The sequence below is a fragment of the Kitasatospora sp. NPDC022785 genome (assembly GCF_055561295.1).
The window spans coordinates 309,377-330,420 of record NZ_JBVHHB010000006.1; the positions used below are offsets into that span (position 1 = coordinate 309,377).

The window sequence follows — 21,044 nt, forward strand, 5'->3', positions numbered from 1 at the left end:
GCACCCCCGCTAGTCGTATGTGTACGACTGGGTGGCTCGGGCCCCTTCAGGCACGGGCGTCGGCAGGCTCCCACAGCTCGGCGCTGCACGCGTCCACCAGGGCGCCGATCCGGGCCAGCGCCTCGCCCGCGGGCATCGGGTCGAGCCGGCGCCCGTCGCGCAGCCGCAGCGCCACCCGCCCGTCCACCGCCTCCCTGGCGCCGATCACCGCCTGGTACGGGACCAGCCGGGCCTCGCGGATCCTGGCGCCGAGGCTGCCGTGCTCGGGCCCGGCGACCTCCGCCCGCAGGCCCTGGTCGAGGCAGCGCTGCCGCAGCCGCTCGGCCTGCGGCAGCTCGTCCTCGGAGACCGGCAGCAGGACGAGCTGGGTGGGCGCGAGCCAGGCCGGGAACGCGCCGCCGTACAGCTCGATCAGGTGGGCGACGACCCGCTCGACGCTGCCGATCACGCTGCGATGGACCATCACCGGCCGGTGCTTGGCGCCGTCCGCGCCGATGTAGTGCAGGCCGAACCGCTCCGGCTGGTGGAAGTCGATCTGCACGGTGGACAGGGTGGACTCGCGTCCGGCACCGTCGGCGATCTGGATGTCGATCTTCGGCCCGTAGAACGCCGCCTCGCCCTCCGCGGCCTCGAAGGGCACCCCGGACCGCTCCAGGACGTCGCTCAGCAGCGCGGTGGCCCGCCCCCAGAGAGCAGGGTCGGCCACGTACTTGCCGCCTTCGCCGGGCAGCGAGAGGCGGTAGCGGACCGGGCGGATGCCGAGTGCGCGGTGCGCCTCGCGGATCAGCTCCAGCGCGGCGACCGCCTCGTCGGCGGCCTGCTCGGGGGTGCAGAAGATGTGCGCGTCGTTCAGCTGGATCGCCCGCACCCGGGTGAGGCCGCCGAGCACGCCGGACAGCTCGGCGCGGTACATGCCACCCAACTCGGCCATTCTCAGCGGTAGTTCCCGGTAGCTGCGGGCGCGGGAGCGGTAGATCAGGGCATGGTGCGGACAGAGACTGGGCCGCAGGACGACCTGCTCGGAGCCGAGGTCCATCGGCGGGAACATGTCCTCGCGGTAGTGCGACCAGTGGCCGGAGATCTCGTACAGCTCACGTTTGCCCAGCGCCGGGGAGTACACGTGGCGGTAGCCGGCGCGCTGTTCGCGCCCCCGGATGAACTCCTCCAGGGTGTGCCGGACGGCGGCGCCGTCGGGCAGCCAGTACGGCAGGCCGGCGCCCATCAGCGGGTCGGTGTCGAACAGGTCGAGTTCACGGCCGAGTCGGCGGTGGTCGTGCATGGGGCGGTCTCCACTCGGGGGCGTCGGCAGAACGGCGGTTCCGCGGATCGGCGGGCGAGTAGACCGGGTACGACGAAGCCCCGGGGCACTCGCCCCGGGGCTTCGTACTGGCTCAACGGTCAGCGCGCCGGGACTCTCTCCGGCGTCGTCGTCTGGACGGCTGCAGCGCGCTTCATGTCCCCCACGGTAACAGGCCGCCGGCACGCCCGGCGATCATTTTCCGGGCCCGGGCTCTCCGTACGCCGCCGTCCCGTCCCCGGGCTCTCGGCACCACGCTCCCCGGCCTCTCGGTAGGCCGCTGTTCCCGACCTCTCAGTACAGGACGACGCAGCCGCGCGCGCCCAGGGCGGCGAGCAGCCGGGGCGACGGCGTGACGTCGTTCCAGCGCAGGTCGAGCTTCTCCAGGGCGGGCAGCGCGGCCTGCTCGGCGAGCCACTCCGGCAGGGCGGTGAGCCGGTTGCCGCGCAGGTCGAGCCGGCGCAGCTGCGGCAACCCGGCGAGCGCCGCCGGGACTTCGGCGAGGGCGTTCTCGCGCAGTTCGAGTTCGCGCAGCCCGCTCAGCCGGGCGACGGATGCCGGCAGCGCGGTCAACGCGTTGCCGCGCAGCCAGAGTTCGCGCAGTGCACCCAGCCGGCCGAGCGTGTCCGGCAGCGCAGTCAGCCGGTTCTGCTGCGCCCGAAGCTCGACCAGGCCGCTCATCTCGCCGAGGGCGTCGGGGAGTTCGCTGAGCCGGTTCTCGCCGACGTTGAGATAGCGCAGTGCGGTGAGCCGGCCGAGCGTGTCCGGCAGGCGGGTCAGGGCATTGTCGTGCAGGTACAGGAAGTCGGCCAGACCGGTGAGTTCGCCGAGCTCGTCCGGGACGGCGGTGAGCGCGTTGTGCCCGAGGTCGAGCGTGCGCAGCCGGCGCAGGCGGCCGATCCCGGGCGGCAGTTCACTCAGGCCGGTCTCCGCGAGGATGAGCACCGTCAGGTCGGTCCGGCCCCAGAGGGTCTCGGGAACCACGTCGAGGCGCTGCTTCCAGAGGTTGAGGGTCACATCGGTCATCCGGGCATTCTCCTACCTGATCGACGGGTACCTCCCGCGAGAAGCAGCCGGACGAACGGGAGCAGGGCCGGGGCCTGCCGTCAACGCCCGCCGGCTGACGAGCGGGCATGCACGACGGGTTCAGGCGCCGAGCAGGTCGTGCTGGGCCCGGGTCACGGAGTTGACCGCGACGAGGAGGCAGAGCATGCCGAGCACGGTGGCGGCCAGACCGGGCAGGCCCAGATAGCGGATCAGCGGTGTGCCACCGGAGTTGGGGACGGCGGCGCCGGTGGCGAGCGCCACCACACCCGGGCCGGTCAGCAGCAGCCACAGGGCGACGAGCAGCCCGGCGGGCGCGCGGCCGGAACGGCCGGTGTACGTCGCACGCGAGATGTCGGCGACCACCAGCGGGCCGAGGACGTAGCTGCCGAGCGGGATGAACCAGGCCCCGACCGCCCAGCCGTGGGACCACTGCGGGTCGGCACCGGGCAGGATGTCGAGGTTGGCCCGGGCGCGGTGCACCCAGACCAGGAAGGTGATGGCGGACACGGGCTGGACGATCAGCAGGACGGCGATCGCGATCAGGGCACCGACGGTGGGGGGCGCACCGAGCCCGCCGTGGCCTCCCGCGAAGAGGCTCCAGATCAGAAACGCCGCCGCCGCGAGGACGAGGGCGAGTGACAGCACGATGGCCACGGATATGCCACGTGCCAGGCCGGTGACCCTGCGCGGTGTCAGGGGGCGGGCGCCGAGACTGACCGGATGCACCGCGGCGGCCGGCTGTGGGGCCCCGCAGTGGCCGCAGAACGCCGAGTGGGTAGGCGCAGGCCGACCACAGGTCACGCAGATCATCTGATTCGTCCCCCGGTACGCTGTCGCCCAGCGCGACGGTTGCGGAGCATACACGGTGGGCACGGCCCCGGCAGAGATCAGTGCCGCCACCGCCCGCTGGGCGGCGACCGGGAACGCGCCCGCCGGGCCCGTGTCCAGCGGGGTGGCCCGGCGGCGAGCGCGGCGCCGACGGCAGTTCGGTGGGGGCTCGCCGGAAGAGGCGTGACGGCCGGCCCCGGGAGCGCCCCCCGCCGAGGCGGACGGCACGACGCCGGGGCCCGCCCGCCGGACTCGGCGCACGGGCCCCGGCGTCGGCCGGAGCAGGGGAACGGTGGAGCAGCGGAACGGCGTCACATGTTGATCATGTGCCCGGCCAGGCCGTGGATCGCCTCCTTGACCGCCTCGCCCAGGGTCGGGTGGGCGTGGACGTTGCGGGCGACCTCGTGCACGGTGAGGTCCCACTGCTGGGCCAGGGTCAGCTCGGGCAGCAGCTCGGTGACCTCGGGGCCGATCAGGTGGGCGCCGAGCAGCTCGCCGTACTTGCCGTCGCTGATCACCTTGACGAAGCCGATGGGGTGGCCGAGGCCGTGTGCCTTGCCGTTGGCGGTGAACGGGAACTTGGAGACCTTGACGTCGTAGCCCAGGTCACGGGCCTGCGCCTCGGTGTAGCCGAAGCTGGCGATCTGCGGCTGGCAGTAGGTGGCGCGCGGGATCATCGCGAAGTCGAGCTCCATGGTCTCCGCCCCGCCGATGGTCTCGGCGGCGATGACGCCCATCGACTCGGCCGCGTGGGCCAGCATCAGCTTGGCCGTGACGTCGCCGATCGCGAAGATGTGCTCGACGTTGGTGCGGCCCCGGCCGTCGACCGCGATCGCGCCGCGCTCGGTGAGCTTCACGCCGGTGTTCTCCAGACCGTAACCGTTGACGCGCGGCGCGAAGCCGATCGCCTGGAGGACCTTGTCGGCCTCCAGCACCTCCTGCCGGCCGTTGCGGGTGACGGTGACCTGCACCTTGGCGGCCGGGTCCTTGTCGTCGATGGCGTCGACCCGGGTGGAGGTGAGCACCTCGATGCCGAGCTTGCGGTACTGCTTGGCCAGCTCGGCCGAGACCTCGGCGTCCTCCAGCGGCACCATCCGGTCGAGGAACTCGACGATGGTGACCTTCACGCCGTAGTTGTGCAGCACGTACGCGAACTCGACGCCGATCGCGCCGGCGCCCGCGATGATGATGCTCCCGGGCAGCTCCTCGGTGAGGATCTGCTCCTCGTAGGTGACCACGCGGTCGCTGAGGCTGGTGCCGGGCAGCAGCCGGGTGGTGGCACCGGCGGCGATGATGCAGTGGTCGAAGGTGACGAGCTCGAAGCCGCCGCCGGTCAGCGCGACCTGGAGGGTGCGGTCGTCGACGAAGGTGCCCCGGCCGTCGTACTCGGTGATGCCGTTCTTCTTCATCAGGTAGTGGACGCCCTTGACCCGGCCGTCGGCGACGGTGCGGCTGCGCTTGAACGCCGCGCCGAAGTCGAAGCGGACCTGGCCCTCGACCTCGATGCCGAAGGTCTTGGCCTCCTTGGTGAAGATGTGCGCCAGCTCGGCGTTGCGCAGCAGCGCCTTCGACGGGATGCAGCCGACGTTCAGGCAGACCCCGCCCCAGTACTTGGCCTCGATGACGGCCGTGCGCAGGCCCAGCTGGGAAGCGCGGACGGCGGCCGTGTAGCCGCCGGGGCCCGCGCCGAGGACGACGACGTCGTAGTGCGTGCTGCTCATGGTGCTGACTCCTCCGAGGGTGTCACGGTGACGTGATCTCGGTGCCATGGTGTCAGGACCCCGCCCGGCGCACCCACCGGACCCCGGCCGAACGCCGCCCGGCCGGGGTACCGGCGGCCCCGCCCCTGGGTCCGCCGGCCCGCTTGGCCCCGGTTCGTCAGGCTTCGACCTCGTGTGCGTGGCCCTCCTGGAGGCCGCCGCCGCTGCCGGCCTGGCCGTCGGTGTGCTGCGGCGGCACCGGGGCGTGCAGGGAGGAGAGGTCCCAGGCGTAGGTGCCCACGGAGTCGGCGATGACGTCGATGTTGGCGTCGAAGGCCGTCATGTCCAGGTTGCCCAGGTTGTCGCAGGCCTGGTGGTAGCACTTGTCGAAGGCCACCCCGGCGGTGCCGCCGTACCGTGCCGCCTGGGCCGCGGACTTGATGCCCTCGGCGCCGGTGTCGGTGCCGCCGGCCGGGATCCCGGAGTCGATGAACGGGCCGTAGTCGGAGCGGCCGGTGAAGTCGGTGCCCTCGTGCGGGAGTCCGCGCCGGTCGAGGTAGTCGGTGATGTGCCGCTCCAGCTGCGCCGAGCCGTCCGGGCCGGGGCCGGAGCCGACGTGGTCGGAGTCGTCGCCGTCGTAGACGAACTGGGCGGAGTTGGGCGAGGCGATCATGTCGAAGTTCAGGTAGAGCCTGATCTTCTTCTTCTCGGCCTCGGGCAGCGCGTTCACGTAGGCCTCGGAGCCCTTGAGGCCGAACTCCTCGGCGGACCACCAGGCGAACCGGACCTTGTTCTTGACCTGCCGCCCGGCGAGGTTCTTCGCGACCTCCAGGATGCCCGCCGAACCGGAGCCGTTGTCGTTGATGCCCGGGCCGGCCACCACGGAGTCGAGGTGGGCGCCGACGACGACGGTGTTGTTCTCGTCGCCGTCGCGGGTCTCGGCGAGGACGTTCCAGGTCTTCCGCTTCTCCATGAAGGTGCGGATGTCCAGGCCGACGGTGACCGGTCCGGCGGCGGCCTCGGCGGCCAGGGCCTCGCCGGCGGCCTTGCCGATGCCGCCGGTCGGGACCCTGCCGGCCGCCGGGTCGCCGAGGGTGCCGTTGAGGTCGCCCTCGGCGTTGTTGTAGACGATCGCCCCGACGGCGCCGGCGTCGGCCGCCGCCGCCTGCTTGACGGCGAAGCTGCAGCCGCCGCGCCTGATCAGCGCGATCCTGCCGGTGTACGCGCCGGCCGCGTAGTCACCCGCCTCGCAGCCGGTGGTGTCGTCCACCGGGACGACGGCGAGCTGGGCGGTCAGCCCGGCGGCCGGGCCGCCGGCCGAGTACGTCATGGCCTTCACCGGCACGTCCTCGGCCTGCGGTGACACCACGGACAGCCGCTCCGACAGGGCCTGGAAGAACGTGTACTCGAACTCCTGCTTCGACACCTTCAGCCCGGCCCGGCGGGCCTGGTCGTAGACGTAGCGGGCCGACTCCTCGTGGCCGCGCGCGCCGGCCACCCGATTGCCGCCGTTGCCGTCGGCGATCCGCTGGAGCGCCCGGAGGGTGTCGTAGGCGTCGTCGGCGCTGCTGTCCTCGACGAGCTTCGCGGCCAGCTTCGCGCCCTTGCGCGCCGGGTCCGGGTCGGCCGCCGCGCTCCCGGCGCCGACCAGGAGCAGCGGCGTCACCAGGCCCGCGACCGCCAGTGCGGCACCGGCCGCCCGCCGGGCGGCGGCGGGCGTGGGGAGGGAGGAGGCGGTCAGGCGACGGGTCCGAGCGTTCAAGGCAGGTCCTTCCGACAGTCCGTGGGACTCTCGATTTGACATGCCCGGGGCCACCTTGCCAACCCTGCCGCGCAAGCTGACCGGATGCGGACATCCGGTGGCGCGGTGATGCTGGAGGGGTGGGGCCGTCTCATCCAGGAGTGTGACCGTATGTCCATGATGGAGAAGCTCAAGCACATGCTGAAGGGCCACGAGGACCAGGCCGACAAGGCCGTCGACAAGGCTGGCGACGCCGTCGACGAACGGACTCAGGACAAGTACAGCGGCCAGGTCGACACGGGGCAGGAGAAGCTCAGGGACCAGTTCCGCGACCAGCCTCCCCAGTAGGCCCGCCGGCCCGGACCGGCCACCCCCGCGAGCCCGCGGAGGGCCGGCACTGCTCCCCCTCGGTACCCCGGTGCCGTACGTGCGATCGCGCGTACGGCACCGGGGTACCGCACGTTCGGGAGCGCTCAGGCGCCCTCACGGGAGGGCCCGACGCTCGACGGGCTGCCTCGCTGAGCCCTGCCCGGGACTGATCAGCCCGCCCGGTCCGTCCCGGGCTCCCTCCCGGGCTCCGGGGCCGGCTCCGCCGGGGCTCCGCAGTTCTCGCAGGGTTCCCGCCCCGGCCGCTCACGCAGCCGCCCACACTCCTCGCACACCCGGTCCAGCCAGCAGGCCGGTTCGCCGCCCTCGTCCATACCGCCGATTCTGCCCCGCGCCGCCGTGCACCGGCGAGCACGGGGGGCAGATCCGGGGCGGGCAGATCCGGGGCGGGCGGGCCCGGGAGCCGGTGGGCCCTGGAGCCGGTGGGCCCTGGACCTGGTGGGTCCGGGGCGGAGGGGCCGCAAGTAGACACTGTCTACGCGAGCCTGGTAGACAGTGCCCATGAACGATCAGGACGCGGGCCTGCGCGCCCGGCTGGTGGCCGCCGGCGTCGAACTCGTCACCAGGGAGGGCGTCCACGCGCTCACCCTGCGCGAGATCGCCCGCCAGGCCGGCGTCTCGCACGGCGCGCCCCGCCGCCACTTCGCGACCCACGTCGAGCTGCTGTCGGCCATCGCCCGGCACGGGTTCGAGGAGCTGGGCTCCGCGCTCGCCACCGCCGACGCCGCCGCGGGGGACGCCCCCCGCGCCCGGCTCGCCGCGCTCTCCCGTGGCTACCTCGACTACGCCGCCTCCAACCCCGGCATGTTCGACCTGATGTTCCGTCACGACATCCTGGAGGGCAGCGGAGCAGGCCTGCGGAAGACCACACTGCCGCTGTTCGAGACCTTCACCCGGCTGGTCGCCGAGGTGCAGCCGCCCTCCGGCGCCCGGCCCGCGGCCGTCGCCGCCGCGCTCTGGGCCAACCTGCACGGCCTCGCCCAGCTGCGGGCCTGGGGCAGCCTTCGCCTCGCCACCGGCTCCGACGACCTCGGCCCGCTGCTGACCACGGCCCTGGCCGCCCACCTCGGGCCCGAGCCGCGGTGAACCCCGGCACACAGCAACGCCTGACCCTCGCCGGGAGCATCACCGGCGCCGCGATCGTCGCCCTCGACGGCACGGTGCTCACCGTCGCCCAGCCGAGCATGCAGCGCGACCTGCACGCCTCCTTCGCCGCGGTGCAGTGGACCAGCACCGCCTACCTCATCGCGGTGGCGAGCCTGCTGGTCTTCGCCGGGCGGCTCGGCGACCGCTACGGTCACCAACGGGTCTTCGCCGTCGGCGTGCTGGGCTTCGCCGCCGCCTCGGCCGGAATCGCCGTGGCACCCGGCATCGGCTGGATCATCGGCCTGCGCGCCGCTCAGGGGGCGGCCGGAGCGCTGCTGCAACCGGCCACCCTGGGCATGCTGCGCGCCGCCTACCCCGCCGACCGGCTCGCCATGCCGATCGCCCTTCGCACCAGCGCGATCGGGCTGGCGGCCGCCGCCGGCCCACTGGTCGGCGGCGCCCTCACCGCCCAACTCGGCTGGCGGGCCGTCTTCTTCCTCACCGTCGCGCCCGCCGCAGCGGCCGGCCTGTCGGCCCTGCTCGTGCGGCTGCCGCAACCGGCCGGCGACCGCGCCGCCGGCCTCGACCTGCCCGGCGCCGCACTGCTCGCGGCGGCGCTGGTCTGCGTGGTGCACACCCTGGCCGGCGTCCCCGAGCACGGGTGGACGGTGACCACGGCACTCGCCCTGCCCACCGCCGTCCTGCTCGCCGCCGCCTTCGTCCGGCACGAGCGGCGCACGCCACGCCCGTTGCTGCCACCGCACGTCCTGGGGTCGGCCACGGCCGGCGCGGCACTCGGGGTGCTGCTGACGGCATCGTCGGCGATCTTCGGCACCCTGTTCCTCGGGACGTACTTCCTCCAGGACGTCCTCGCCCTGGACCCGTTCCGGAGCGGGCTCCGGGCGCTGCCGCTCGCCGTGACGATGGTGCTCGCCGCCCCCGCCTCCGCCGTTCTACTGCGCCGCCACGGCGCGCGGCGCACGGTCGCGTCGGGCATGGTCCTCATCGCGGCCGGCGTGCTGCTGGCCTCCCGCTTCGACGAGTTCTCCGGCGCGGTCGCGATCGGCGGCGCCTTCCTGTTGCTGGGCACCGGATTCGGGACGGTGATGGTCACCGCGACCGCCGTCATCGTCCGCGACGCCTCTGTGGCCGACGCCGGTGTGGCGGGAGGCCTCCAGCAGACCGCGATGAACGTCGGGCCGGCCCTGGGCGTGGCCGCCGCAACCACCCTGACGGCGGGCCGGCCGCTGGCGGAGGCCATCGGCCCGGCGCTACTGGCCCTCGCCGGTGTCGCGGCGGTCGGCGTCGTGCTGGCCGGCAGGCTGCCGGGCCCGGCGGCGCCGGCTGGAGCACCGGGGGCCGAGGCCTAGGGTCGCTGGTCCACCGGATTCCGCCCGTCCTGGGCCGGCGCACCGACGTCTGCCCCTACCGGGCTCCCACCCGGCCGAAGGGCTGCTCCGCGTCCACCGCCTCCGTCTCCGGGCCCCGCCGCCTCCGGCCGGTCAGCAGCCGCATCAGCCCCAGCTGTGCGAGGGCGCCCACCGTCATGCCGGCCCAGAGGCCGTGCACGCCGAGCGGGCCGGAGAGGGCGCTGCCGGCGGCGAGCTGGAGGCTGAGGCCGAGCAGGGCGGCGACGACCAGGCGGCGCCCGGCACCAGTGGCCTGGTGGACGCCGCCGAGGGCCACCACCAGGGCGTACGGGAGCAGGTAGAGGCCCGCCATCCGCAGGAATCCGACGGACTGGGTGGCCACCGCCGGGTCGTCGGTGAACAGTGTGGTGACCGGGCCGGCGAGCGTCGCACAGAGGACGGCCGCGCCCGCGCCGAGGCCGCCGGCCAGGCGCGCGGTGTCCCGGCCGAGGGTGCGCAATGCGGCGGTGTCGCCCGCGCCGGTGAGCCGGGCGGCCTCGATGGCGGCGGCCTGCCGGACGGCGTAGAAGGCCATGGTGACGATCAGCAGAACGCGGTACCCGACCCCGTAGCCCGCGACCGCCGGGACGCCGAAGGAGGCGACCAGGCCGAGCTGCGCGGTGCCGACGCCCATCCGGGCGGTGAAGTCGAGCCCGATCGGGGCCCCGGCCGCGAGGATCCGGCGGGCGCTCGGACCCGTCCCGCCGCGCGGACCCGTCCCGCCGTGCGGAGCCGACAGCCGGCTCCGGCTCCGGCTCCGGAGCAGCAGCGTCACGGCAAGGCCGACGGCGCGCGAGATGGTCAGGGCGACGGCGCCGCCGGTCACGCCGAGCGCCGGAAAGGGGCCGGGGCCGAGGATCAGCAGCGGGTCGAGGACGAGCAGCAGGGCGTTGGAGAGCAGCGCGATCCGCATCGGCGTGCGGGTGTCCCCGCTGCCCTTGAAGAGCTCGTCGGCGACCCGCTGGGCGAAGAAGAGCCCGAACGCCGGGAAGGCCACCGCGAACCAGTCCGCGGCGAGCCCGGCGGCCGGACCCTCCAGGAAGGCGCCCGCGATCTCCTCCCGGAGCAGGAAGCCGGGCACCGTGAGGGCGAGGCTGCCGGCGGCGCAGAGCCGCCAGGCGGCCCGCGCGGTGCGGCCGGCGGCCACCGGGTCGTCGGCACCGAGGGCGTGCGAGAGACGGATGGTGGTGCCCGAGGAGACCACCAGGACGAGGCCGAGCAGGAGGTTCTCCACGGTGCCCGCGAGGGTGACGGCGGCGACGGCGGCTCCGCCGAGGCCGGCCACCCAGACGGCGCCGATGACCGAGGCGATCACCCCGGAGAGCAGTTCGCCGTAGACCGGCCCGGCCAACGCGATCAGCTTCGGCAGATGTCCTCGCATGGTGTCCCCCGTCGTCCCGGCCTGCCCACGGCCCGTTGCCTGATGTCTGTTGCCGGTTGCCTGATGCCTGTTGCCTCGATTCGAGGCTTGATGCCTCGAATAGAGATACATCGAATCGATACGCATCGGCAAGAGGTAACATGGCGCACGGACAGAGCGCGCGGCGACGGAAGGGCATCAACTGTGCTGACCCTCGCGATCCTCGGCTTCCTGCACGACGAGCCGCTGCACGGCTACGAGTTGAAGTCCCGGATCACCGCGCTGACCGGCCACGTCCGACCGGTCAGCGACGGCGCGCTCTACCCCGCCATCACCCGGCTGGAGAAGGCCGGACTGCTGGTGCGCCGCACCGAGCCGGGCAGCGGCGCCGTACCGCGCCAGGTGCTGGAGCTGACGGACGAGGGCCGCACCGAGCTGGAGCGCCGGCTGGCCGACCCGGCCGAGGCCGAGATCTCCGACCAGATCCGCTTCTTCACCGTCGCGGCCTTCCTCGACCGCCTCACCGATCCGGCCCGGCAGGCCGCGGTGCTGCGACGCCGGCTGGCGTTCCTGGAGGCGCCGAGCAGCTTCTTCTACGACGCCGACGGCCGGCCGGTCGCCGCCGAGCAGGAGCCGAGCCCGTTCCGGCGCGGCATGCTGCTGGTCGCGCGCGCCTCCGGGGCGGCCGAGCGGGCCTGGCTGGCCGAGACCATCGCGGAGCTGGAGGCCGGCCGGGCCTTCTGAGCCGGGCCAAGCCGCTCCGGACCGTCCACGGGATCGGCCTCCTGAGCCGGGGCAGGCCGCCCCGGACCGCCCGCGGAAGGGGCGTCCTGAGCCATGCCGGGCAGAGCCTTTCGAGCCGCGCCGGGCCGGTCGTACACCAGCGCGGATCGCCCTCTCCCGGCAGGGCGCAACAGCGGCGCACCGTGGCTATGATGATCCGCCTCACACCACGGCGCACCGCCGCGGGGTGGACCGTACGCGCCGGGCTCTGCCCGCACCCCTGGAGGCCGCCGTGCCCGTTGCCGACACCGAAACCGCCCGCCCGCCGCGTCTGACCCGGGACGGCATCCCCGGCTGGTTCTTCAAGGTCGACCAGGAGGCCTTCGGGCACTTCCTCACCGCCCAGAGCGAGGCGGGCCGCACCGGCGACCTCCTCGAACTGGGCACCTACCTCGGCCGCAGCGCCGTCCTGCTCGGCGACCACCTCCGGCCGGGCGAGCAGCTGACCGTCTGCGACCTGTTCGACTCCGAGGCGGGCGACGCCGACAACGCCGCCGAGATGGTGATGTCCTACCGCAAGACCCTCACCCGGACCGCCTTCGAGGCCAACTACCTGTCGTTCCACAGCCGACTGCCGGTGATCGTGCAGGCCCCGACCTCGGTGCTGGCCGACGGGCGGATCCCGGACGGCAGCTGCCGCTTCGTCCACATCGACGCCTCCCACCTCTACGAGCACGTGGCCGGGGACATCGCGGTGGCCCGGGCGGCGCTGGCCGAGGACGGGCTGGTCGCGCTCGACGACTACCGCTCGGAGCACACCCCGGGCGTCTCGGCGGCGGTCTGGCAGGCGGTCTTCACCGGCGGGCTGCGGCCGGTCCTGCTCACCCCGATGAAGTTCTACGGGACGTGGGGGGACGCCGAGGCCGCGCAGCAGGTGCTGCTCGCCCGGGACTGGCGGGCCGAGGGCTACACGGTGGACGAGGACACCATCGCGGGCGCGCGGGTGGTGCGACTGAACTACGCGGTGAAGCCGGCCTCGTCGCCGGCGCGCCGCTCGGCCCCGCGGCGGCTCGCCCTCGACCTGCTGCCTCCGGTCGCCACCCGCGCGGCCCGGCAGGTGCTGCGGGCGGTGCGCAACCGGCGGGCGGGGCGGTAGGCGCGGAGCGGTAGGTCCCGGGGGCGGTAGGTCCCGGGGGCGGGCTGAGCACCGCCCGTACGTCGGGCCGCCCCGACCGTCGGGCGCGGACCCGGGCTCGGGCGCGGACCCGGGCTCGGGCGCGGACCCGGGCTCGGATGCGGGCCCGGTTCGGACCCGGGGCCGGGGCGTGCGGTCCGGGGCCGGGGCGTGGGGGTGCGGGCGGGTCGGATGCGGGCATGGACGGGTCGGTACGCTGGCACGATGCGCCGAACGATCTCCACTCCGCCTGCCCGGCCCGCCCGCGGCCAGGGGCGCGGGTGAGCACCTTCGTCCCGCCCGAGCCACCGGCCTTCGCCTCCGCCTCGCCGCGTGAGCGGGTGGCGCGGCTGGTCACCGAGGTGCTGGCGCCCGCCAATCTGGTCATCGGCCTGCTGCTGCTCGTCGGTGCGCACAGCACCGCCGGCTGGTCGGGCGCGGGCTGGGGTCTGCTGGCGGCATTGTTCTGCGGGGTGCTGCCGATCGGCCTGATCGCCCTCGGGGTACGGCGCGGTGCGCTGACGGACAAGCACATCCGGATCCGCCGCCAGCGGGTGGTGCCGATGGCCGCGAGTCTGCTGTCGGTCGTGGCGGGGCTGGCGCTGCTCCACGTCCTGCACGCCCCGGCGGACGTCGGCGCGCTGGTCGTCGCGATGCTGGCCGGGCTGGTGTCGGCGCTGGCGGTGACGGTCTGGTGGCAGATCTCGCTGCACAACGCGGTGGCCGGGGGCACGGCGATGATCCTGTCGCTGGTCTTCGGCCCGGCCGTGCTGCCCGTGGCGGCGGCCCTGCCGGTGGCGGTGGGCTGGTCGCGCCTGGTGTTGAAGGCCCACACGCCGGCGCAGGTGCTCGCCGGAACGGCCCTCGGGGGCGTCTGCGCGCTGGTCTTCACACTGTTGCGCTGAGCCGTGCGCCCCTTCGGGCCGCTCTGGTCGGGAGCGGGCGTGGGTAGGGGGCACCGCGTCGGGGCCGGTCCGGGCGTGGAGGTGGGGCGTTGGAGCCAGGGGCGTTGGATGGGTCGTCGTTCGAGCCGCCGTCGGTCGAGCCGTCGGCGTCCGAGCCGCTGTCGTTCGAGCCGCCGGCGTCCGCGCCATCGGCGTTGCCGGACGCGGAGCAGTTGCTGGAGGCGCTGCTCGGTCTGGCGGTGCCGTTCGAGGACGTGAACGGACTGCTCGCCGCGCGCCGGCGGCTGGCCCGGGACCAGGGGATGCGCGCCGACTTCGACGCCGCCCTGCGCACCCAGGTGGCGGCGATCGGCACGGTCGGGCAGACGTCCGGGCTCTGGGGCGGCTGGCCGGAGGGCTCCGACGGCACCGACTACCTCGCGACGCTCCTGCTCGTGGCGCTCGCACCGTACACGCGGGCGTACCACCAGGCCCTCGGGATCGGGCCGGAGGTGACCCGGGCGACCCTCGCTGACCTCGGCCGGCACCTCGCACTGAACCGCGGGCGGGGCCGGTCCGGCGGCCTGGCCAACCCCTCCTGGCTGACTCTGCACTTCCGGGGCGAGCTGTACCAGCTCGGCCGGCTCCAGTTCCAGCGCAAGCGGCTCACCGGGCCCGCCGCCGCGGCGGCCGCGACCGAGGGCTTCGGCCCCTGGTGCCTCGAACTGCACATCCCCGCCCACTGCGGGCCGCTCACCCCCGCGGCCTGCGACCGCTCGCTCGCCCGGGCCCGCGGCTTCTTCGCCCGGCACTTCCCCACCGAGCCGTACCCGGTGGCGTGCGTCTTCTCGTGGCTGCTGGACCCTCAGCTCGGCCGCTACCTGCCCGCCGACTCCAACATCCTTCGGTTCCAACGGAGGTTCGCGCCGCTGTGCCCGTCCGGCGAACCCGAGGACGACAACCCGCTCCGCCACGTGTTCGGCGACGCCGGCCGCCCGCTGGACTCGCTGCCGCGAGACACCCTTCTCCAGCGGGTCCTCGTCGACCATCTGCGGACGGGCGGCCACTGGTACGTGGCGGGCGGGTGGCTGCCCCTCTGAGGCGGCCGCCTCAGGCCCGACGGATCGTCACCACGGTGCGCCGCAACCGGCCCTGGACCGACAGGGGCCGGCGCACTGCTGCTCGCCGTTCCACTGCCCGCCCCGGCGGGCGGATCGGTCGGCCCGGACGCCACAGCCGTGCGGGTGCTCGCCCCGGCAGGTACGGCCTACCTGCTCGCCGTCGCGGCCCCGGGCCGCCGCACGCAGGCTCCGCCCCGAGGCGGCGCGCGGCTGGACCGCGCCTTGCGGGGCGTGCCTCCGACGGCGGGGCGGACGGCGCCCGCCACCGCCTTTTCGTATGCCATTCATATCAATAGCCGGAGTGTCACTCACACGAGGGAACTTCCTTTAAAGATTTGCCCACGGAACATTAAAGGTCGCATAGTGATAACGCCTCAGTTGGCCCTAGAAATGGCCAAGTCCAGGCAAAGTCACACCCTTGCACGTGAGGAGAAGACCTTGCTTCACGGAAACCCGGCACCGGGCTACGGACAGCGGCTCCGCGAGGAGATCGCGACCCCGGGGGCGACCCCGCTCATCGGCGTCTACGACATGTACTCGGCCTCCATCGCGGCCGAGCACTACCACGGCATGTTCGTCTCGGGCTTCGGATTCGCCGCCTCCTACTACGGCCTGCCCGACATCGGATTCATCGCCTGGCCGGACATGGTGGCCTTCGTCGAGCGGCTGCGCGGCGCCTTTCCACTGCACCACCTGCTCGTCGACATCGACGACGGCTACGTCGATCCCGAGGTGGCCTGCCACGTGGTGCGCCGGCTGGAGCGGATCGGCGCCTCCGGCGTCATCCTGGAGGACCAGAAGCGCCCGCGCCGCTGCGGCCACGCCGACGGCAAACAGGTGCTGCCGCTGGAGGAGTACCTGGAGAAGCTGAACCAGGTGCTCGCCACCCGCACCGACCTCGTGGTCGTGGCGCGCACGGACGCCACCGAGGAGGCGGACATCCTGCGGCGCGCCGAGGCGCTCGCCGAGACCGAGGCGGACGTCGTTCTGGTCGACGGGGTGCGCAGTGAGGAGTGGATCCGGCGGATCCGCAAGGTCGTCGGCGACAAGCCCCTGCTCTTCAACCAGATCGCCGGCGGCAAGTCGCCGCGGCTGTCGCTTTCGGAGCTGGCCGGCCTCGGGGTGGACGTCGCGATCTACAGCACGCCCTGCCTGTTCGCGGCGCACCGGGCGATGGACGAGGCGCTGGCGGGGCTCAAGGTGGCCGACGGCCGGCTGCCCGCCCCGGCCGGGGAGAGCCGCCAGATCGGCGTCCGCGAGTCCACCGAGCTGCTGGAGCGGAACATCGCCCACCCCCGCGCACGTGAGGCGGTGCGGGCGTGACGTCCGCCCGGCGCGGTGCGGTGCACCACGGCCCGGCCGTGCGCGGCGCCAGGCCGTCGCGCACGGCGGCCTGGCGGTGGGTGGCCGTCGCCGGGCTGGCCGGGGCGTGGGCGGTGTTCGGTGGCCTCGCCTCACCAGCGGCGGCGGAGGGCAGTCTGATCACGGTGGTCGACAACTCGCACGGGGACTCGCTGGTCCGGGCGGATTCACTGGTGGAGATCGACCGGACGGCCAACCTCCAGACCGGAAAGGGCACCGCGGGCAGCGACCACGACGGTGCCGGCGCGCTGGTGGGCGATCTGCTGGGGGCCCCGCCGCCCCGCCCGGCCCCGGGGAGCGGCTGATGAGCGGTGGGCTTCGGCGCCAGGCTCCCCCGCCCTCTCCGTCCGGGGCAGCGCAGCCGGTGGAGGCCGAGCGGGCACGGTCATGCCGATGGCCGCGCGGGCTGGACCCGTACATGGCAGCGTTGGCGGGCAGCGTTCTGCTCGCCGCACTGCTGCCGGCCACCGGCCGGGCCGCCCGGGTGGCGGAGCAGACCTGCGACCTCGCGGTCGCGCTGCTCTTCTTCCTCTACGGCGCCCGGCTCTCCGCCCGCGAGACGCTGGCCGGGCTGCGCCACGGCCGGCTGCACGGCCTGGTGCTCGCCTGCACCTTCGTCCTCTTCCCCCTGCTCGGGCTGGCCACCACCGCGCTGACGCCCGCTCCGCTCACCGAGCAGCTGCGGACCGGGGTGCTGTTCCTCTGCCTCGTCCCGTCGACGGTGCAGTCCTCGGTGGCGCTCACCGGCGCCGCCCGGGGCAATGTGCCGGCCGCGATCTGTGCGGGCACCTACTCCAGTCTGGCCGGCCTGATCCTGACGCCGTTGCTGGCCGCCTGGCTGCTGGGCGCGCACGCCGCCCTCTCCTCCGACGGCCTGGCCCGGATCGGCCTGCAACTTCTGGCGCCCTTTCTCGCGGGCCAGTTGCTGCGGCCGCGTCTCGGTGGCTTCCTGGCGCGGCACAGACGACTGCTGACGCCGGTGGACCGGGGTTCGATCCTGCTCGTCGTCTACACCGCCTTCAGCGCGGCAGTGGCCGAGGGCATCTGGAGCAGGACGACGCCCGCCGCACTGATCGGCCTGCTGGCCGTGCTGCTCGGCCTGCTCGCCGCCGCCCTCGCCGCCGCCCACCTCGGGGCCCGGCTCCTGGGCCTCGACCGTGAGTCCGGTATCGCCGCCGTCCTCTGCAGCTCGCAGAAAAGCCTCGCGAACGGCCTGCCGATGGCCACCGTGCTGTTCGGGCCGGAGGCCGGACTGCTGGTGCTGCCGCTGATGGCCTATCACCAGCTCCAGTTGGCCGCCGGGACGTTCCTGGCCGGCCGCTGGTCCCGAGCCCCGGACGACTCCCCGGGTGACTCCCCGACTGACGCCCGGGGTGCGGCCCTCGACGGTCGGCGCCGAGGCCCGCTCAGCCCGGCGGAGGTGCAGCGAGCGCCACGATCGGGAGGGGATGCAGATCGCTGCGTGCCCTGACGCGCGCTACCGACGGACTGCGCGGGACAGTTCCGGCAGCGAGGAACGCAGGTTGCCCCTCCGGCCCGAGCACGACAACAGCCCGTGGCCGAGGACGGGACCGGGGCATGGTCCGGCCGGCCCGGTGGCATCAGCAGCGAGGTGAGAGGCGTTGCGAGCCGGGAGGCATCGGCGTCCGCCGTGCGGAGCGGCGGCACGGAGGAGAGCTGGGCAAGGTCCGAGCGGCCCGTCCGCAGGGCACGCACCGGCGCGGTTCAGCCGCTGCCCGGCCGTGCTCCGACACCTCCGTGATCCGCGCCACCAATGAGGTCGAGCACGCGCCCGGTCCAGGTGCGGAAGGTCCGCGCGCCGACGCGTTCGCAGAGGACATCCCGGCCGTCGGCGGAGAGCAGGAGGCAGGAGGACTCGGCGCGGAAGTACGGGCTTCCGGTCACCGAATGGCGCCACGTCTCGGGCGTCATCGGGACGCTGCCCGGGTTCCCGGCGAAGGTCTCGTTGCGGGCCGCGAGCAATTGCGCGTCGTAGCGGTCGTCGTAGGGCGCCATCGCGGTACCGTGCGGCGTCGTCGGCGCCGTGGCGGGTACGTGCTCCGCCAGGTCGATCCGCATGCCCAGGTACCTGCGCACCCGCCGGTAGCCTGCGGCTTGAAGTGCCTCGGCGAGCCACCGCTGGTGGCCGTGCGTACGGGCATGGAGTTCCAGCGGGGCGTCACCGAACCCCTCGCGGTGCCGGTGGGCCGCGGTGCGGCGGCACCAGGCAAGGAGGTGCGCGATGGCGCTCGGCGTCCGGTGGGCGGGATGCACCGCGATGTCCACGGTCATCTCGTGGACGGGGTCGGCGAGTTCGCGCGTTCGCGTGACCGCGTGACCGCGTACGCGACGGGTTCCGTTCCGGCCCAGGCCGACGTCGTACCGGCGGCCAGGTCGACGCCCGAAGCCGCCCAGCCGTCGACGAGGGCCCGCCCGTGCCTGCGCCCGACTGCCCTTGCCCAACCCCAGCCCGGTGGGAAAGGGCACTGCGCCACGACGCAGGGCGCAGCGCCAGGTCCCGGGGCTACCGTCGAGGATCGGCGCCAGGTCGGCCTCCAGCCCCAGTGCCGCGATCGCGGCCTCGGCTCTGACGAACGCCTCCTCCGGGGCGAGGCTGCGTTCCCCGGACTGGGGGGGTGCGGTGTGGGTGGTGGTCACGTCCGTCCCGTCTGTTGAGCGGGGCCGGTCCGCGGCAACCGGCGTGTGACCCGGCGCGGACCGGCCCCTGGGCCTCTTGGCTGCGGAGTACGTCAGCCCTCGTCGGTGGACTCGGCCGGGTCCGCCTGGCCGGCGCAGCCCGCGAGCTCGGCGATGATGCGCTGCTCGGCCGCCGAGAGGACTACCTCCTCCGGGTGGAACTTGTCGCGGTCCTGGAATCCGCCCATGGGAACTACCTCCTGGAACTCGATGGCCGGCCACCGGTCGGCGGCCGGGCTCAGGGTGCGCGGCACTCAGTGCGCATACGTCCCACCACTGATGGGAGCCGAACGGGAACGGCGATGAACGCTCGCCCCTCCGGGCAACCCGCGCGATCGTCCGACCCGCTGCGGGCCTCGTTCATGGCCACCCTGGCTGAGCAGGAGCGCGGCTCATGACCTGGTGGCCCGGTTCATGACGAGGTCGGTGCCGGCGGGCAGTTCGGTGCCACCGAACGCCTTCGTCCGGTGGACGACGCAGGCACGGCTGACTCCCGACCCCGTCGACCATGCACCTCCGGCAGTGAGCTTCGGGCCAGAGGGGCGGGCCTCGGCCCGGCCGTCAGCGCGGCCCGCGCGGCCCGCCAAGCGGGATCCCCGGGGGTGGAGCTCGGCACGGAGGTCGGCCCGGGCGACCGCCGTCGCCCTGAGACGGGCGACGGGTGCGCTCGGGTCGTTCACGCGCAGCCGGCCGCCAACGGTCACGCGGCGTCGATGGAACGAGTGCCCGTCCGGTACAGGTGGGCGTCGACCAGGGCGGTGGTGGCGTCCGGCTGTTCGATCTGCGGAAGGTGGCCCGCCTCGGGGACGACCGCAAGTACGCCGTCGGCGAAGGCGTCGGCGTACGCCCGGCCGTACGCGGGTGTGACGATGCGGTCGCTCTCCCCCCAGATCAGGAGGGTCGGCACCTGCACACGCCCGAGTCGGTGCAGGAGCTTGGGGTCGTGCATGTAGGGGTCGCCCGCGAGGGTGCGCATGGTGGCCATGTTGGCCTGTCGGCGGGCGAGTTCGTCGGAGGGGAGGTCGGCGGGGTCGACGTGGTAGCGGTCCGGGTCGTGCCAGGAGTGGTCCGCCGCGCCGCGCGCGTCGAGGGCGAAGAAGTCGGTGATCGGTTCCGTTTCGACCTTCACACCGACGGCGTCGATCAGGACGAGGCCGGTGATGATTCCCGCCGTGTCGCGTACGGCCATCTCGGCGGCGATCCAGCCGCCGAGCGAGGAGCCCACGACGAGGACGTCGTCCAGTCGGCGGTCGCACAGGTGGTTCAGGTAGGCGAGGGCGAGGTCGTCGATGCCGGTGAGCCATTCCGGGCGGTGGGCGCCGTCCCAGCCGGGGTGCACGGGCGTGATGGCGTGTGCGGTGCGGGAGATGTGCCGGGCGAGGCCGGCGACGGTGGCCGGGCCCCCGCCGCCGTGCAGGATCAGGACCGGCCGGCCGGCTCCGGCTTCGGACAGGGTCAGGGGCAGGTCCACTGCTTGGCGTTCTGTGGTCATGCCCCCCAGAGTAACTAAATATCTTTATATAAGCTAGCTTGGTTATGTCGTAGACTCGGTCCATGAGTGATGAGCTGCAAGAGCTCGGCAGAGCGGTCAAGCAGGCCCAGTACCGGCAGCACCGGGCGCTCGACAGTGCGCTCTCCACCGTGGGCACCACGCTGGCCCAGTGGGATGCCCTGCGTGCGATCAGCCGCTCGCCCGGGGCATCGGCCCGCGAGCTGGCCGCGGCGACGTTCCAGACCGAGCAGGCCTTCGGAACGCTCGCCGGCCGCCTGACGACCCAAGGCACGGTCGAGCGCCGACCGGGACACGGCCGGCGCATCGAGCACCACCTCACCCCCGTCGGCGAGCAGGTCCTGGCAGCCGGCCACAGGATCGCCGACGAGGTCCTCGCCACCTGCTTTGCCGCCCTGCCCGCAACAGACCGCGCAACCCTCTTCGACCTCCTCCAGCGCCTCACGGCCGAGGAAACCGCGTAGGCCACCCGGAGAGCCGACTCCGGCGGCTGTCGCACATGGTGAAGCGACTGGAGAGCCGAGGGTGGGTGCGGCGGGAGCCGGATCCGAGCGACGGACGGTTCACCAACGCCGTCCTCACGCAGGCCGGCATGGGGACGCTGGAGGCGGCCGCCCCCGCCCATGTGGCCCTCGACCTCGACCAGGCTCGCGCCGCTGTCGGCTCGGCCCACCCCTGAGTTCAGACGCGAAGGCGGCTCACCCAGGTACGGCAGCGG

General features: G+C 73.8%; 21 protein-coding genes. 12 read left to right on the forward strand and 9 right to left on the reverse strand.

The annotated features are described in order from the left end of the window. Nucleotides 1–46: 46 nt before the first annotated feature. The 5 genes from thrS to ACZ3YO_RS13145 all read right to left on the reverse strand — a co-directional run bounded on the left by thrS (nucleotide 47) and on the right by ACZ3YO_RS13145 (nucleotide 6,556). Nucleotides 47–1,279, reverse strand: a complete 1,233-nt coding sequence (thrS, locus tag ACZ3YO_RS13125) for a threonine--tRNA ligase (RefSeq protein ID WP_465568722.1) — start codon at nucleotides 1,277–1,279, stop codon at nucleotides 47–49. Between the two features lie 312 nt (nucleotides 1,280–1,591). Further along, complete coding sequence (locus tag ACZ3YO_RS13130) at nucleotides 1,592–2,323, reverse strand: leucine-rich repeat domain-containing protein (RefSeq protein ID WP_465568725.1); 732 nt, start codon at nucleotides 2,321–2,323, stop codon at nucleotides 1,592–1,594. 120 nt (nucleotides 2,324–2,443) lie between these two features. Continuing rightward, nucleotides 2,444–2,989 (reverse strand): DUF4328 domain-containing protein, encoded by a 546-nt coding sequence (locus ACZ3YO_RS13135; protein WP_465568728.1) that lies wholly within the window; start codon nucleotides 2,987–2,989, stop codon nucleotides 2,444–2,446. Nucleotides 2,990–3,483: 494 nt separating this feature from the next. Then, entirely contained in the window at nucleotides 3,484–4,893 is a 1,410-nt protein-coding gene (lpdA, locus tag ACZ3YO_RS13140) for a dihydrolipoyl dehydrogenase (RefSeq protein ID WP_465568731.1), read from the reverse strand. A 157-nt stretch (nucleotides 4,894–5,050) separates the two neighbouring features. Continuing rightward, entirely contained in the window at nucleotides 5,051–6,556 is a 1,506-nt protein-coding gene (locus ACZ3YO_RS13145) for a M28 family metallopeptidase (protein ID WP_465568851.1), read from the reverse strand. Between the two features lie 228 nt (nucleotides 6,557–6,784). Here ACZ3YO_RS13145 and ACZ3YO_RS13150 point away from each other — a divergent pair, with 228 nt between their 5' ends. From ACZ3YO_RS13150 to ACZ3YO_RS13160, 3 genes are all read left to right on the forward strand, one after another. Beyond that, on the forward strand, nucleotides 6,785–6,961 hold the full coding sequence (locus tag ACZ3YO_RS13150) for an antitoxin (RefSeq protein ID WP_465568734.1): 177 nt from the start codon (nucleotides 6,785–6,787) through the stop codon (nucleotides 6,959–6,961). Between the two features lie 540 nt (nucleotides 6,962–7,501). Next, nucleotides 7,502–8,086 (forward strand): TetR/AcrR family transcriptional regulator, encoded by a 585-nt coding sequence (locus ACZ3YO_RS13155; RefSeq protein ID WP_465568737.1) that lies wholly within the window; start codon nucleotides 7,502–7,504, stop codon nucleotides 8,084–8,086. Beyond that, on the forward strand, nucleotides 8,083–9,456 hold the full coding sequence (locus ACZ3YO_RS13160) for an MFS transporter (protein ID WP_465568739.1): 1,374 nt from the start codon (nucleotides 8,083–8,085) through the stop codon (nucleotides 9,454–9,456). The genes ACZ3YO_RS13155 and ACZ3YO_RS13160 overlap by 4 nt, the downstream gene beginning before the upstream one ends. 55 nt (nucleotides 9,457–9,511) lie before the next feature. Here the strand turns inward: ACZ3YO_RS13160 and ACZ3YO_RS13165 are convergent, their stop codons facing one another. After that, nucleotides 9,512–10,876 carry an MATE family efflux transporter gene (locus ACZ3YO_RS13165; RefSeq protein ID WP_465568741.1) on the reverse strand — a complete coding sequence of 455 codons (1,365 nt, stop codon included), beginning with the start codon at nucleotides 10,874–10,876 and terminating at the stop codon, nucleotides 9,512–9,514. A 183-nt stretch (nucleotides 10,877–11,059) separates the two neighbouring features. Here ACZ3YO_RS13165 and ACZ3YO_RS13170 point away from each other — a divergent pair, with 183 nt between their 5' ends. From ACZ3YO_RS13170 to ACZ3YO_RS13200, 7 genes are all read left to right on the forward strand, one after another. Next, the gene (locus ACZ3YO_RS13170; protein WP_465568745.1) at nucleotides 11,060–11,599 is read left to right on the forward strand and encodes a PadR family transcriptional regulator; all 540 of its coding nucleotides are present in this window, start codon (nucleotides 11,060–11,062) and stop codon (nucleotides 11,597–11,599) included. 271 nt (nucleotides 11,600–11,870) lie between these two features. Then, a complete protein-coding gene (locus tag ACZ3YO_RS13175; RefSeq protein ID WP_465568748.1) occupies nucleotides 11,871–12,734 on the forward strand; it encodes a class I SAM-dependent methyltransferase in 864 nt (287 codons plus the stop codon). Nucleotides 12,735–13,033: 299 nt separating this feature from the next. Then, nucleotides 13,034–13,657 carry a phosphatase PAP2 family protein gene (locus ACZ3YO_RS13180; RefSeq protein ID WP_465568751.1) on the forward strand — a complete coding sequence of 208 codons (624 nt, stop codon included), beginning with the start codon at nucleotides 13,034–13,036 and terminating at the stop codon, nucleotides 13,655–13,657. Between the two features lie 104 nt (nucleotides 13,658–13,761). After that, nucleotides 13,762–14,736: an acyltransferase domain-containing protein gene (locus ACZ3YO_RS13185; RefSeq protein WP_465568754.1), complete on the forward strand. Its 975-nt coding sequence runs from the start codon at nucleotides 13,762–13,764 to the stop codon at nucleotides 14,734–14,736. A 459-nt stretch (nucleotides 14,737–15,195) separates the two neighbouring features. Further along, complete coding sequence (locus ACZ3YO_RS13190; RefSeq protein ID WP_465568757.1) at nucleotides 15,196–16,080, forward strand: isocitrate lyase/PEP mutase family protein; 885 nt, start codon at nucleotides 15,196–15,198, stop codon at nucleotides 16,078–16,080. Then, nucleotides 16,077–16,424 carry a hypothetical protein gene (locus tag ACZ3YO_RS13195; RefSeq protein WP_465568760.1) on the forward strand — a complete coding sequence of 116 codons (348 nt, stop codon included), beginning with the start codon at nucleotides 16,077–16,079 and terminating at the stop codon, nucleotides 16,422–16,424. The genes ACZ3YO_RS13190 and ACZ3YO_RS13195 overlap by 4 nt, the downstream gene beginning before the upstream one ends. Before the next feature lie 113 nt (nucleotides 16,425–16,537). Next, nucleotides 16,538–17,590: a bile acid:sodium symporter family protein gene (locus tag ACZ3YO_RS13200; RefSeq protein WP_465568763.1), complete on the forward strand. Its 1,053-nt coding sequence runs from the start codon at nucleotides 16,538–16,540 to the stop codon at nucleotides 17,588–17,590. 254 nt (nucleotides 17,591–17,844) lie between these two features. Here the strand turns inward: ACZ3YO_RS13200 and ACZ3YO_RS13205 are convergent, their stop codons facing one another. From ACZ3YO_RS13205 to ACZ3YO_RS13215, 3 genes are all read right to left on the reverse strand, one after another. Further along, on the reverse strand, nucleotides 17,845–18,777 hold the full coding sequence (locus ACZ3YO_RS13205; RefSeq protein WP_465568766.1) for a hypothetical protein: 933 nt from the start codon (nucleotides 18,775–18,777) through the stop codon (nucleotides 17,845–17,847). Between the two features lie 92 nt (nucleotides 18,778–18,869). Then, nucleotides 18,870–19,004: a hypothetical protein gene (locus tag ACZ3YO_RS13210; protein ID WP_465568769.1), complete on the reverse strand. Its 135-nt coding sequence runs from the start codon at nucleotides 19,002–19,004 to the stop codon at nucleotides 18,870–18,872. Nucleotides 19,005–19,516: 512 nt separating this feature from the next. Beyond that, nucleotides 19,517–20,308: an alpha/beta fold hydrolase gene (locus ACZ3YO_RS13215; RefSeq protein ID WP_465568772.1), complete on the reverse strand. Its 792-nt coding sequence runs from the start codon at nucleotides 20,306–20,308 to the stop codon at nucleotides 19,517–19,519. A 62-nt stretch (nucleotides 20,309–20,370) separates the two neighbouring features. Here ACZ3YO_RS13215 and ACZ3YO_RS13220 point away from each other — a divergent pair, with 62 nt between their 5' ends. Further along, complete coding sequence (locus ACZ3YO_RS13220; RefSeq protein ID WP_465568775.1) at nucleotides 20,371–20,790, forward strand: MarR family winged helix-turn-helix transcriptional regulator; 420 nt, start codon at nucleotides 20,371–20,373, stop codon at nucleotides 20,788–20,790. A 35-nt stretch (nucleotides 20,791–20,825) separates the two neighbouring features. Continuing rightward, nucleotides 20,826–21,005 carry a MarR family transcriptional regulator gene (locus ACZ3YO_RS13225; RefSeq protein ID WP_465568778.1) on the forward strand — a complete coding sequence of 60 codons (180 nt, stop codon included), beginning with the start codon at nucleotides 20,826–20,828 and terminating at the stop codon, nucleotides 21,003–21,005. Nucleotides 21,006–21,044 lie beyond the last annotated feature (39 nt).